Genomic DNA, 12,664 nt, shown 5'->3' on the forward strand with positions numbered 1-12,664 from the left:
GCTCAGGTGCCGGGGACCGGCCGCAGCGGCAGCCGGGCGCCGAGGATGGCGAAGGGCCGGGCGTCCCCGGGGAAGTGGTGGCCGCGGGCGAGGTCGACGAAGCCGTCGGCGTGGTACAGCCGGAACGCCTTGGTGTCGGCGTCGGGGGTGGACAGCAGCGCGGCCGGCGCGTCCACGCCCTCCACCAGCGCGTGCAGCAGGCGCCGGCCCAGCCCGCGGCTCTGCGCCTCGGGGTGCACGTGCAGCTCGCACACCTCGAACGCGCCGGGCAGCCAGCGCTTGGCGGTCCGCCGGTCCAGCGCCGCGCGCACCTGGTCGTGCCACCACTGGCCGGGGGCGACGAGGTAGCCGTAGCCGAAGCCGACCAGCTGCTCGCCGTCCGGGGTGGCGGCGAAGGCGCCGACCGCGCGGAAGCCGGGGCGCTCGGTGTGCTGGACGGCGTAGCCGTAGCGGCCGGCGACCACCGAGGCGTCGTAGCCCATCGCCTCGCCGTAGATGGCCAGCGCCTCGTGCATGTGCTCGCGCAGCCAGCCTGCGGGCAGTTCGGTCACCCGCGTCGCGGGCGTCGTGCCGGTCACGGGGTTCTCCTCGTTCACGGGCCCACCGCAGCGGGGTGGGGAGCGGCGGCCGGACCGTCGGCGGTCGGGCCGCTCCCGACCTCGGCGGGGGTGCCGGCGGTCAGTCGCAGCAGCTCGTCGTAGCTGGTGGGGAAGACGGCCGACGGGTGGCCGGCGGCGGCCCAGACGCGGTCGTACCGGGCCAGCTCGACGTCGACGAGCGTGCCGATCGGCCCGGGGTGGCCGATGGGGGCGACCCCGCCGATCGGCTGGCCGGTGTGCTCGCGGACGAAGGCGGCCGAGGCGCGCTCCACGCGGGGCACGCCGAGCAGGGCGGCCACCTTCGCGACGTCGACCCGGTGCGCGCCGCTGGTCAGCACGAGCAGCGGCTGCCCGCCGACGTCGAACACCAGGCTGTTGGCGATGGCCCCGACCGGGACGCCGAGCTGGGCGGCGGCCGCGGCGGCGGTGTGCGCGCCGTCGGCGAGCTCGTGGACCCGCCCGGTGGCGCCGGCCCCGGCGAGCAGGTCGGCGATCGCGGCCACCCGGGGGTGGGCGGGTCGGCTCATGCGCTGATCCTGCCACCGCTGTCGGACCCCCGCCGTACCGTCCGGCACGCGGTCGGGAGGGGCTCCTCCCGGGGAGGACGCGGTGGCGCGTCCGGCTTGACGGGACCGGCGCGGTCGGGTCTACTCGACGTGTTCGAACACACGTTCGAACAGGTCGGCCACCGCCCCGGGACCTTCCCCGCCCGGGCGGTGGGCGGACCGTCGGACGGCACGGGGTGGGGAGACGGGCATGAGCCGGGTGCTGGGTGACGTCGGCGAGCGGGCCGGCGAGGAGGTGCAGGTCGAGCGCGGTCCGCTCGGGCCGGCGCAGTTCTGGCGCGGGCAGGGCCGCTACGTCGTCGGCGAGCTGCTCGACTCGTGGGTCGAGACCGCGCCGTGGTGGCAGCGGGCCGCCGGCACCTCCGGCGGCGCCTCGGCCGACCTGGTCGCCCCCCGCGAGGTGTTCCGGGTGGAGGCGCTGCGGGCCGGCCGCTCGCGGATGAGCTTCGCCGGTGTCTACGACCTGTGCTGGGACGCCGCGGACAACCGCTGGTCGCTCGTGCGGGTGCACGACTGATGGGCGCCGCGCGCGCCGTGGCCGAGCAGCTGCCCCTGCCCCCGCCGCTCCCGGCGGCCGCGGGCCAACTGCTGGACCAGGCCACCCGGGCCCTGGCCGAGGCCCGGCACGCCCCCGACGCGTGCCGGCGCTACGCCACCGCGCACCTGGCGGCGCTGCGGGCCGCCGCGGGGGTGCTGGCCGCCCGCACCCGGCCGGAGAGCGGCCGCCGCCGGCCGCGCAGCGCCTGGGTGCTGCTCGAGCAGGTCGCCCCCGAGCTGGGGGAGTGGGCCACCTTCTTCGCCGCCGGCGCGGCCAAGCGCGCCGCCGCCGAGGCCGGGCTGTCCCGCGCGGTCACCGAGCGCGAGGCCGACGACCTGGTCCGCGACGCCGGGACCTTCCTCGCCGTGGTCGAGGAGCTGCTGGCCACCACGCCCGAGCCGGCGCCCCGGCCGCGCGTGGTCGGCGGCACCGCGCACCGTCCCGCCCGCGGGCGGTGAGCGGGGACCCCTTCGTCCACCTGCACGTCGCCTCCGGCTACTCCCTGCGGTACGGGGCCAACCACCCGGCCGACCTGGTCGCGCGCGCCGCCGAGCACGGCATGACGGCGCTGGCGCTGACCGACCGCGACGGTCTGTACGGCGCGGTCAAGTTCGCGCTGGCCTGCCGGTCGGCCGGGCTGCGGCCGGTGTTCGGCGTCGACCTCGCGGTCGCGCCGGCGGTGGACACGACCGTGCCGCCGGCACGGGCGCACGTGCTGGGCGAGGACGAGTTCTCCCTGCGCCGCACCGGGCACGCCCCCGCGCGGCCGGCGCCGGCGCGGCGCAGCCCCGTGCGGGGCGGCGCCGGCGTCGACCCGCGGCTGCCGCGGGTCACCTTCCTCGCCCGCGACGGCGCCGGCTGGCGCTCGCTGTGCCGGCTGACCAGTGCCACGCACCTGCGCGGCACCCGCGGCGAGCCGGTGGCCTCGCTCGCGCTGGCCGCCGAGCACGCGCCCGGGCTGGTCGCGGTGCTGGGACCGGACTCGCCGGTGGGCCGGGCGCTCGCGGCCGGGCGGGCCGACGTCGCCTCCGCGCGGCTGGACGCCTGGCGGTCGGTGTTCGGCCCGGGCTCGCTGGTGCTGGAGGTGGTGCACCACCGCGGCCGGGGCGACCGCTCCCGCGCCCAGCGGCTGCTGCGCTTCGCCGAGGAGGAGGGCGTGCCGGCGGTGCTCACCAACGCCGTCCGCTACGTCGACGCCCTCGACGCGCCCACCGCCGACGTCCTCGACGCCTCCCGGCGGCTGGTCGCCCTCGACACCCGGCACGTCGACCGGCGCACCGCCGAGGGCTACCTCAAGTCGGGCAAGGAGATGGCCGAGGTCGCCGCCGACCTCGCCGGCCCCGACCGCGACGCCGCGCTGCGGCTGACCGAGCGCACCGCCCGGCTGGCCGAGCAGTGCGCCGTCGACGTCCGCGAGGACCTCGGCATCGGCACCGTGCGCTATCCCGAGCTCGACGTCGTCACCGCGCCCGGCGAGCGCGGGACGGACCCGTCCGAGGTGCTGCGCGCCCGCTGCGAGGCCGGGCTCGGCCGGCGCGGGATGGCCCGCACGGAGAAGGTGACCCGGCGGCTCGAGGACGAGCTCGCCGTCATCGACTCCCTCGGCTACCCCTCCTACTTCCTCACCGTCGCCGACGTCGTCGACCTGATCAGGGGCCTGCGGGTCCGGGCCGCGGCGCGGGGGTCGGGCGCGGGCAGCCTGGTCACCTACCTGCTCGGCATCTCCGACGTCGACCCGATCCGCTACGGCCTGCTGATGGAGCGGTTCCTCTCCCCGCTGCGCCACCAGCTGCCCGACATCGACATCGACGTGGAGTCCGCCCGGCGGATGGAGGTCTACGACGCGGTCCTCGACCGCTTCGGCGCCCACCGGGTCAGCTGCATCTCGATGATGGACACCTACCGGGTGCGGCACGCCATCCGCGACGTCGGCGCCGCGCTCGGCCTGCCGCCGGCCGAGATCGACGCCGTCGCCAAGGCGTTCCCGCATGTCCGGGCCAACCAGGTGCACGCCGCGCTGCGCGACCTGCCGGAGCTGCGGGCCAGCCGGATGGGCTCGCGGCGGGGCGGCGGCACCGGCGACCTCGATCTGCTGTTCGACCTGGTCGCCCGGCTCGACGGCCTGCCCCGGCACATCGCGCTGCACCCGTGCGGCGTGCTGCTGTCCGACGCCACGCTGCTCGACCGGACGCCGGTGGAGAGCAGCTACCTCGGTTACCCGATGAGCCAGTTCGACAAGGACGACGTCGAGGAGCTCGGGCTGCTCAAGCTCGACCTGCTCGGCATCCGGATGCAGTCGGCGATCGCGCACGCCCTCGACGAGGTGGCCCGGGTCGACGGTGAGACCGTCGACGTCGACGCCGTCCCGCGCGACGACCCGACGACGTTCGAGCTCATCCGCAGCACCCGGACGCTCGGCATGTTCCAGATCGAGTCGCCGGGGCAGCGGGAGCTGGTCGGCAAGTTCGGGCCGGAGACGTTCGAGGACATCGTCATCGACATCTCGCTGTTCCGGCCCGGGCCGGTGAAGAGCGACATGGTGACGCCGTTCCTGCTGGCCCGGAACGGCTGGCAGGACCCGGTCTACCCGCACGAGGACCTCGCGCCGTTCCTGCGGGAGACCGCCGGGGTCGTCGTCTTCCACGAGCAGGTGCTGCAGATCGTGGCGCAGATGACCGGCTGCGACCTCGCCCAGGCCGACGAGGCGCGCCGCGCGCTGGGCGACCGGGAGCTGCACCCGGAGGTGCGGGCCTGGTTCGTGCCCGAGGCGCTGCGGCGCTACCCGGTCGACGTCGTCGAGAGGGTGTGGGAGGTGCTCGTCGCCTTCGGCTCGTTCGGGTTCTGCAAGGCGCACGCGGCGGCGTTCGCGCTGCCCACCTACCAGTCGGCGTGGCTGAAGACCCACCACCCGGCGGCCTTCCTCGCGGGGGTGCTCACCCATGACCCGGGCATGTACCCGAAGCGGCTGATCCTCGACGACGCCCGCAACTTCGGGATCCGGGTGCTGGGCCTGGACGTCAACGCCTCGACCGGCACCTACCGGGTGGAGCGGCTCGCCCCCGCGGACCGGCGGGAGGACTGGCGGCGGCCGGAGTGGATGCCGGCGGCGATGCCCGACCCGTCGGGCTACGGGATCCGGCTGTCGCTCACCGACGTCAAGGGCATCGGCGAGGACGAGGTGGAGCGGATCGTGGCCGGGCAGCCCTACCGGTCGCTGACCGACTTCTGGTCGCGGGCCGCGGTGTCCCGGCCGGTGGTCGAGCGGCTGGTGCTCGCCGGCGGGTTCGACTCGCTCTACGGGTTCGGCGTGCGCGACCGCGAGGCCGGCCGGCCCACCCGCTCGCGCCGGTCGGTGACCCGCCGCGACCTGCTGCTGCAGATCAGCGAGCTGGACCGGTGGAGCCGCAGCGGGGCGAAGGCCGGGTCGGTGGGGCAGCTCAGCCTCGACCTGCTCGGCCTCGACCCCGGGGACGCGGGACCCCCGGGAGGAGGCGGTCCCGAGGAGACCGGGCCGGAGTGGGGCGGGGGGTCCGGGCTGCCGGAGTTCACCGACGCCGAGCTGGTCCGTGCCGAGCTGGAGGTGCTCGGGCTGGACGCCAGCCGCCACGTCGTCGACTTCTACCGGCCGTTCCTCTCGGCGATCGGCGCGGTGCCGGCGGGGGAGCTGCTCGGTGCCCGCAGCAGCGCCGAGGTGCTGGTGGCCGGGGTCAAGGTGGCCACCCAGACCCCGCCGATCCGGTCGGGACGCCGGGTGGTGTTCGTGACCCTCGACGACGGCACCGGCTGCACCGACTCGACCTTCTTCGAGGACGTGCAGGGCCCCTACGCGGCGACGGTGTTCCACTCGTGGCTGCTGGTGATCCGCGGGGTGCTGCGGCGCACCGGCCCGCGCGGGGTGTCGATCCGGGCCACCGGCGCCTGGGAGCTGCCCGCGCTGTACGAGGCCTGGGAGACCGGCGGCCTCGCCGCGGTGGCCGAGCACATGGCCGCGCCGGGGGAGTACACCGACCAGGCCATCGCCGGGGCGGCGGCCTCGCACGGCTCGCGGCCGGTGGTGGTCAAGCCGGTGCTCGTGCACCCGACCGGCTTCCGCATGTCGCCGTACGCGGACGTCAAGCCCGCCGGGGACGACGCCGCGACCGCCGCCCGGAGCGCCGCGGCAGGACGGAGCGCCGCGGCAGGACGGAGCGCCGCGGCAGGACGGAGCGCCGCGGCAGGACGGAGCGCCGCGGCAGGACGGAGCGCCGCAGCGGCCGCGCCGCGCAAGCTCTGGCACTCCAGCCCGGGCAGCTCCGGCCACTGACGCCCGCCCGCCCCGCACCGGCCGGCGCACCGATGAGTCCCGGGCGTCCGCGGCGTCTGCCCTCCCGAGCGCCGGCGTCCCGGCCGGCACCGTGGAGGAGGACAGCCGTGCCGAAGCAGATCCCGTGCCTGTGGTTCGACACCGAGGCCGAGGAGGCCGCGCGCTTCTACACGTCGATCTGGCCGGACGCCGAGGTCCTCGGCACCGTCCGCTACGGCGCCGAGGACCCCGCGCGGGAGGGGCAGGTCCTCACGGTCAGCTGGCGGCTCGGCGACACCGAGTACGTCGGCCTCAACGGCGGCCCGCAGGACTGGCGGTTCAGCGAGGCCATCTCCTTCCAGGTCCTGTGCGCCGACCAGGCCGAGGTCGACCACTACTGGGACCGGCTCACCGACGGCGGCCAGGAGGCCCCCTGCGGCTGGCTGAAGGACCGCTTCGGCGTCTCCTGGCAGGTCGTGCCCGTCCGGCTGCTGGAGCTGCAGGCCGACCCCGACCCCGACCGGCGGCGCCGCGCCGTCGAGCAGATGTTCACGATGCGGAAGATCGTCATCGCCGACCTGGAGCGCGCCGCCGACTCGGTCTCCGCCTGAACCGGCCGCGGGCCGGTGCGGGGAGACCCCCGCCACTAGGGTCGGACGGGTGACCGCCCCCGCACCGTCCACCGGCGAGCAGCTGCCCGTCCGGACCGCCGCGGTCTGGGCCGCGCTCGACCCGCTGGCCGGCGCGGGGACCCCGCTGCGGGTCCTCGACGTCGGCGGCGGCAGCGGCGTCTTCGCCGTCCCGCTGGCCCGCCGCGGCCACGAGGTCACCGTCGTCGACCCCAGCGCCGACGCGCTGGCCACCCTCGAGCGCCGGGCGCAGACCGCCGGGGTGGGCGACCGGGTCCGCGGCCTGCAGGGCGACGGCGACCTGCTGCACGAGCTGCCCCTCGGCAGTGACGGTCCCGACGGCGGCGGCTACGACCTCGCGCTGTGCCACGCGGTGCTCGAGGTGGTCGACGACCCCGCCACCACCCTCGGCGAGATCACCCGCGCGCTGCGCCCCGGCGGCCGGGTGAGCGTGGCGACCGCCAACCGGGCCGGCGCCGTCCTCGCCCGGGCGCTGGGCGGCCACCCCAAGGAGGCGCTGGCCCTGCTCGAGGACCGCGACCCCGCGCCCGGCCGCACCCGCCCCGCGCGCCGCCGGTTCGCCGCCGAGGACCTGCTCGCGCTGCTGCGCAACGCCGGGCTCGAGCCGGAGGAGTGGCGCGGCGTCGCCGTCGTCGCCGACCTGCTCGACGCGAGCTCCGGCGCCGACCCCGAGGCCGTCCGCCGCCTCGAGCTCGCGCTGGCCGGCACCTCGCCCTACCGCGACGTCGCCGCCGGCCTGCACGTCCTGGCCACGCGCCCGTGACGGCGCTGCCGCCGGACCTCGTCCGCCCCGCCTACGGCGCGGCCAGCCTCGCCGACGTCCTGCCCGGCGCGGCCGCCGCCCTGGGGGTCGGCGTCGACCGCGGCGGCCTGCCCGCCGACCCGCTCGGCCTCACCGCGGCCCTGGCCGGCGCCCGCCGGGTCGCGGTCCTGCTCGTCGACGGCCTCGGCGCGCACCTGCTGCGCGCGCACGCGCACCTCGCCCCGGCCCTCGCCGCGCTGGCCACGCCCGCCGGCGACCTCGCCGCCCCCTGCCCGAGCACCACCCCGGTCAGCCTCGCCACGCTCGGCACCGGCGTCCCCCCGGGCGGGCACGGCGTCCTCGGCTTCGTCACCGCCGTCCCCGGCGAGGACCGGCTGCTCAACCACGTGCAGTGGGCCGACGACCCCGACCCCCGCGACTGGCAGCCCCGCCCCACGGTCTTCGAGCAGGCCGCGGCCGCCGGCCTGCCGGTCACCGCCGTCGCCCCCTACGCCTACGCCGGCTCCGGCCTCACCACCGCCGTGTACCGGGGCGCGGCCTACGCGGGCACGGTCGGCGCCGGTGACCTCGCCGCCGTGCTGCTGCAGTCGCTGGCCGCCACCCCCACCGGGCTGGTCTACGGCTACACCCCCGAGCTCGACCTCACCGGCCACGTGCGCGGGGTCGACTCCGCCAGCTGGCGGGTGCAGCTCACGCTGGTCGACCGGGTGGTCGAGCAGGTGGTCGCCGGCCTGCCCGACGACGCCGCCCTGCTGGTCACCGCCGACCACGGCATGCTCGACGTCCCTGCCGGCACCCGCCTCGACGTCGACGACGAGCCCGCCCTGCTCGACGGCGTCGCGCTGCTGGCCGGCGAGCCCCGCGCCCGCTACGCGCACACCGTCCCGGGCGCCGCCGCCGACGTCCTCGACGCCTGGCGCGGCGTGCTCGGTGACCGGGCGTGGGTGGCCGGGCGGGAGGAGGCGGTCGCCAGCGGGGTGTTCGGCGCCGTCGGCGAGGGGATGGCCGCCCGCATCGGCGACGTCGTCGCGCTCGCCCGCGGCCCGTGGGCGGTCACCGCCTCGGCCACCGAGCCGGGACCGAGCCGGCTGGCCGCCTACCACGGGTCGCTCACCGACGCCGAGGTCGCGATCCCGCTGCTGCTCGCCCGCGGCCGGGCGCTGGCCTAGCGGCCGGGCTCAGCGGACCGGGGACACCGACAGCGCCGTCCACGTGCGCGGGTGCGCCGCGTGCACCGCCCGGCAGGTCAGCTGCGCCGCCTCGTCCGCCGGCCGGCTCTCCACCCGCACCACGACGTCGCCGTCCGCGCCGCCGAGCACCACCTCGAACCGCTCGACGCCGTCGGCGTCCTCCGCCGCGGTGGCGGCCAGGCGCCGGGAGCCGCGCACCGGCAGGTCGTCGACGCCGAGCAGACCCAGCCGCTCGCGGGCGGCCTGCTGGGCGGCCTGCGCGGGCAGCGGCAACCCGGCCCGCCCGCGCAGCCACGGCAGCGCCACCTCGCCGCGCGCGTGCGCCGCGACCAGGTCGGCGCCGTCGCCGGGCACCTGCCCGTAGGCGAACCCGTGCGGCAGCACCAGCACGTTGGAGGCGAACCGGCAGCCGCCGAGGTGGCTGCACTCCCAGACGTCGGCGGGCGCGGGCATCGCCGCGGCCAGCGGCCGGCCGCGCAGCGCGCAGCAGGCGTCGTGCTGCCCGTGCGTGCACACCAGGTACACCGGCCGGTCGGCGCGCTCGCCCACCGAGCCGTCCCAGGGCGCCTCGACCAGGTCGGCGTCGTCGGTGCGGGTGGACCACCACAGGCCCTCGCGGCCCGGGCGGCCGTCGGCGTAGGCCCAGCGGCGCCCGGAGTCCGCGGCCCGGTCGCCGGGCCGGCGGACGAGCAGCACCCGCACGCCCTCGGCGCGGGCGCGCGCGGCCAGCCGGGCGGTCACCGCCGGGTCGATGCGGGAGCCGGTCAGCGCGTCGCGGCCCCACGGGCCCGGCTGCTCGACGAGCAGCCAGCGCTGCGCCGGCCCGGCCGTGGCCACGGGGGAGTCCCCCCGGACCAGGGCCGTGACCGAGCAGCGGGTGGCGTCGAGCCGGCCGGCGCGCGCGGGGACGGGAGCGGTCACCCGGGGGCAGGTGACGGGGTCACGACCCGGTCCCGAGGGCGTCGGCACGCTCCCCATCGTCCCCGCCGGCGTCGGGCGCCGGGGCGCCCGGTCCGTGCGGGCCCGGCTCGGGGGCGGTGGCCGGGACGCCGTCGAACCCGTGCGCGCCCTGCACCGCCGCGTCGGCGACGAGCGCGATCGACTCGGTGACCAGCCGGCGGGCGAGGACGAGGCGGTCGTCGGCGTCGAGGCCGGCCAGGTCGGCGACCTTGAGCTCGCCGGCGGCCAGCAGCCCCTCCAGCGCGGCGCGGGTCGAGGCGGGGAACTCCAGCCGGCGGCGGCCGGCCAGCAGCGCCACCCGCTCGCCCTCGGCGGTGGCCGGGGCCTCCCGCAGCGCGCAGCGCAGCCGGCGGCGCAGCCGCAGCACGGTGTCCGGGGTGAGCGCGGCCGCCGCGGTGGCCTGGGCCAGCGGCGCCACCGGCTCGGGGCGGACCTGCGACCAGGTCCGCGAGCGCAGCCGCTCGGCGACCTCGCCGGGGTCCACCCGGCCCAGCCACTCCTGCAGCGCGGTCACGACGGTGGCGACGTCGTCGCGGACCGACGCCGGGCCGGACAGGTCCAGGCCCAGCGGCAGGGCGCGGCGCAGCTCCCGGTCCTCGGCGGCCAGCACCCGCACCAGGTCCAGCGCGGACTCGGCCGCGGCCCAGCGGGTCACCGTGTGCACGCCGATGGTCAGGTGCGCGCTGGTCTGCCCGAGCGCTACCGCCGAGTGCAGGTAGCCGCGCGGCAGGTAGAGGGTGTCGCCCGGGCGCAGCACGGCGTCGACCACCGGCTCGCGCCCGGCGGCCGCGGCGACGGCGGCCCGGCGGTCGGTCCACGGCTGGGTGCGCAGCGGCTCCTCGAGCACCGGCTCGTGGACGGTCCAGTGCTTCTCGCCGGCCACCTGCAGCACGAAGACGTCGTGGACGTCGTAGTGCGGGCTGAACCCGCGCGAGGACGGCGGCGTGACGTACGCGTTGACCTGCGTGGGGTGCCCCAGGTCGGCGGCGAGCTGGTCGGCGAACTCGATCAGCGGCGGCCACAGCCGGTGCAGGCCCTGCAGGACCACGGTGCTGCCGTCGGCGAACAGCCGCAGGACGGCGTCGGAGGAGACCTGGTCGGCCACCTCGGCGCCGGCGCCACCGGAGGTGGTGAACCGCTGGGCGTCGACGACGGCGCCGTCCTTGGCGATGCGCAGGAACGGCGTGCGCAGGCCGCGCCGCGACAGCAGCTCGTCGACGTCGGTCAGCGTCAGCAGGTCGGTGAACGACTCCCCGGTGTCCTCGGCGCGGGCGAGCAGCGGGCGGCGGGACCAGTACTGCTCGGCGAAGACCGCGGGGTCGAGGTGCGTGCACCGGCGCAGGGCCGGGCGGGCGTCAGCCCCGCCCGGCCCCGCGGCGGTCGGGTCCTGGCTCAGGCCGAACCGTCCGCGCCACCGTCGGCACCGCCATCGGCGCCACCGTCCGCACCGCCGTCCGCACCGCCGTCGGCACCGCCGTCGGCACCGCCGTCGGCGCCACCGTCCGCACCGCCGTCCGCGCCGCCGTCAGCACCGCCGTCGGCACCGCCGCCGGCCGCGCCACCGTCGGCCGGGCCGTGGCCCGCGCCGCTGTCGGCACCGCCGTCGGCGCCGCCGTCGTGCTGGCCGGGCGTGCCCTCGCCGGCTCCGCTGTCGGCCGGACCCTCCGTGCTGGTCATGTCGTCGTCGTCGAGCGCCATCGGGCTCCTCCGGGATCCGGGTCGGGACCGTCCGCCGGACGGCGGTCGGTGGTGTCCCACCTACCTCGCCCGTGGGCCGGTCACACATGCGCCGACCAGCGTCTTCCCGACGCGCCCGGACACGCCGGGGACGGCGCGCCGCCTCCCGGGGAGGGCCGCTAGTCTCCGAACACGTGTTCGAACGGGGAGGTCGCGTGGGGTCGTCGGGGGGGCGTGCCGAGGGGTGCACGGTGCTGCACGTCGACATGGACGCGTTCTTCGCCAGCGTCGAGGTGCGCCGCCACCCCGAGCTCGCCGGCACGCCGGTCATCGTCGGCGGCGCGGGCAACCGCGGGGTGGTCACCTCGGCCACCTACGAGGCCCGCGCGTACGGCGTGCACGCCGCCATGCCGACGGCGCGGGCGCTGCGCCTGTGCCCGACGGCGACCGTGCTGCCGGGGGACACGGCGCTGTACGCCGAGGTGTCCCGCGCGGTCATGGCGCTGTTCCGGTCGGTGACCCCGCTGGTGGAGCCGCTGAGCCTGGACGAGGCCTTCCTCGACGTCGGCGGGGCCGGGCGCCGGCTGGGCGACGCCGCCGAGATCGGGGACTACCTGCGCGCCCGCGTCTTCGACGAGCAGGGCATCACCTGCTCCGTCGGCGTGGCCGGCACCAAGTTCGTGGCCAAGCTCGCCTCCACCCGCGCCAAGCCCGACGGGCTGCTCGTCGTCCGCCCGGCCGAGGTCATCGACTTCCTGCACCCGCTGCCGGTCGGCGCCCTGTGGGGCGTGGGCGCGAAGACCGAGCAGGTGCTGCTGCGGCTGGGGCTGCGCACCGTCGGCGACCTCGCGCACGTCCCGGCGCGCACCCTGCAGCGGGCGCTGGGCCCCGCCGCCGGCGGCCACCTGCACGAGCTCGCCTGGGGCCGCGACCCCCGCCGGGTGGTGCCCGACGAGCCGGAGCGGTCGACCGGGCACGAGGAGACCTTCCCCACCGACGTCGACGACCCCGCGGTCGTCCACCGGGAGCTGCTGCGGCTGTCCGAGCGGACGGCGGCCCGGCTGCGCGCGGGCGGCTGGCTGACCCGCACGGTGAGCATCAAGGTCCGCTTCGCCGACTTCACCACCCTCACCCGCAGCCGCACCCTCGGCGTCCCCACCGACGTCGGGCAGGACGTGTACGAGACCGCGCGCGCCCTGTTCGACGCCCTCGGGCTGGACCGGGCGCGGATCCGGCTGGTCGGCGTGCGGGCCGAGCGGCTGGTCCCGGCCGGCCAGGCGCCCCGCCAGCTGGAGCTCGGCGCCCGCGAGCACGGCCGCCGCGACGCCGAGCTGGCCGCCGACCGGGCCGCCCGCCGGTTCGGCGCCGGCGCGGTGCGGCCGGCCACCCTGCTGCACCGCGACCGCGACCGCCGGGTGCGCTGAGACGGGCCCGGGGGA

12 protein-coding genes are annotated in these 12,664 nt (G+C 78.0%); 7 read left to right on the top strand and 5 right to left on the bottom strand.

Annotation, left to right across the window (positions count from 1 at the left end; all coding sequences use genetic code 11):
- Positions 1-2 precede the first annotated feature (2 nt).
- Both ACI8AK_RS10060 and ACI8AK_RS10065 read right to left on the bottom strand, forming a co-directional pair.
- Positions 3-578 (bottom strand): GNAT family N-acetyltransferase, encoded by a 576-nt coding sequence (locus tag ACI8AK_RS10060; protein ID WP_387994060.1) that lies wholly within the window; start codon positions 576-578, stop codon positions 3-5.
- A gap of 14 nt (positions 579-592) precedes the next feature.
- Positions 593-1,126 (bottom strand): YbaK/EbsC family protein, encoded by a 534-nt coding sequence (locus ACI8AK_RS10065; protein WP_456903197.1) that lies wholly within the window; start codon positions 1,124-1,126, stop codon positions 593-595.
- Positions 1,127-1,355: 229 nt separating this feature from the next.
- On the opposite strand from ACI8AK_RS10065, the gene ACI8AK_RS10070 reads away from it, so the two are divergent.
- The 6 genes from ACI8AK_RS10070 to ACI8AK_RS10095 all read left to right on the top strand — a co-directional run bounded on the left by ACI8AK_RS10070 (position 1,356) and on the right by ACI8AK_RS10095 (position 8,567).
- The gene (locus tag ACI8AK_RS10070; protein WP_387994054.1) at positions 1,356-1,682 is read left to right on the top strand and encodes a DUF6504 family protein; all 327 of its coding nucleotides are present in this window, start codon (positions 1,356-1,358) and stop codon (positions 1,680-1,682) included.
- The gene (locus tag ACI8AK_RS10075) at positions 1,682-2,161 is read left to right on the top strand and encodes an SAV_6107 family HEPN domain-containing protein (RefSeq protein ID WP_387994051.1); all 480 of its coding nucleotides are present in this window, start codon (positions 1,682-1,684) and stop codon (positions 2,159-2,161) included. Before ACI8AK_RS10070 ends, ACI8AK_RS10075 begins: the two co-directional genes overlap by 1 nt.
- Complete coding sequence (locus tag ACI8AK_RS10080; protein WP_456956116.1) at positions 2,158-6,006, top strand: DNA polymerase III subunit alpha; 3,849 nt, start codon at positions 2,158-2,160, stop codon at positions 6,004-6,006. The genes ACI8AK_RS10075 and ACI8AK_RS10080 overlap by 4 nt, the downstream gene beginning before the upstream one ends.
- Positions 6,007-6,113: 107 nt before the next feature.
- Positions 6,114-6,596 carry a VOC family protein gene (locus ACI8AK_RS10085; protein ID WP_387994045.1) on the top strand — a complete coding sequence of 161 codons (483 nt, stop codon included), beginning with the start codon at positions 6,114-6,116 and terminating at the stop codon, positions 6,594-6,596.
- Between the two features lie 49 nt (positions 6,597-6,645).
- Entirely contained in the window at positions 6,646-7,398 is a 753-nt protein-coding gene (locus ACI8AK_RS10090) for a class I SAM-dependent methyltransferase (RefSeq protein WP_456903201.1), read from the top strand.
- The gene (locus tag ACI8AK_RS10095; RefSeq protein WP_387994039.1) at positions 7,395-8,567 is read left to right on the top strand and encodes an alkaline phosphatase family protein; all 1,173 of its coding nucleotides are present in this window, start codon (positions 7,395-7,397) and stop codon (positions 8,565-8,567) included. Before ACI8AK_RS10090 ends, ACI8AK_RS10095 begins: the two co-directional genes overlap by 4 nt.
- 9 nt (positions 8,568-8,576) lie before the next feature.
- On the opposite strand, the gene ACI8AK_RS10100 is transcribed toward ACI8AK_RS10095, so the two are convergent.
- The 3 genes from ACI8AK_RS10100 to ACI8AK_RS10110 all read right to left on the bottom strand — a co-directional run bounded on the left by ACI8AK_RS10100 (position 8,577) and on the right by ACI8AK_RS10110 (position 11,246).
- Positions 8,577-9,509, bottom strand: coding sequence for a sucrase ferredoxin (locus tag ACI8AK_RS10100; protein ID WP_456956117.1), 933 nt, complete (start codon positions 9,507-9,509; stop codon positions 8,577-8,579).
- Positions 9,510-9,528: 19 nt separating this feature from the next.
- Entirely contained in the window at positions 9,529-10,653 is a 1,125-nt protein-coding gene (locus ACI8AK_RS10105; RefSeq protein ID WP_387994035.1) for a cupin domain-containing protein, read from the bottom strand.
- A 287-nt stretch (positions 10,654-10,940) separates the two neighbouring features.
- Complete coding sequence (locus ACI8AK_RS10110; RefSeq protein WP_456956119.1) at positions 10,941-11,246, bottom strand: BatC protein; 306 nt, start codon at positions 11,244-11,246, stop codon at positions 10,941-10,943.
- 230 nt (positions 11,247-11,476) lie between these two features.
- On the opposite strand from ACI8AK_RS10110, the gene dinB reads away from it, so the two are divergent.
- Positions 11,477-12,649: a DNA polymerase IV gene (gene dinB, locus ACI8AK_RS10115; protein ID WP_387994030.1), complete on the top strand. Its 1,173-nt coding sequence runs from the start codon at positions 11,477-11,479 to the stop codon at positions 12,647-12,649.
- Positions 12,650-12,664: the final 15 nt, after the last annotated feature.

This window comes from Geodermatophilus sp. SYSU D00867 (assembly GCF_054050315.1).

Excerpts from the sequence above, each read along its gene's own strand:
- ACI8AK_RS10110 (WP_456956119.1), bottom strand. The coding sequence starts at position 11,246 with ATGGCGCTCGACGACGACGACATGACCAGCACGGAGGGTCCGGCCGAC.
- ACI8AK_RS10070 (WP_387994054.1), top strand. The coding sequence starts at position 1,356 with ATGAGCCGGGTGCTGGGTGACGTCGGCGAGCGGGCCGGCGAGGAGGTG.
- ACI8AK_RS10065 (WP_456903197.1), bottom strand. The coding sequence starts at position 1,126 with ATGAGCCGACCCGCCCACCCCCGGGTGGCCGCGATCGCCGACCTGCTC.
- ACI8AK_RS10075 (WP_387994051.1), top strand. The coding sequence starts at position 1,682 with ATGGGCGCCGCGCGCGCCGTGGCCGAGCAGCTGCCCCTGCCCCCGCCG.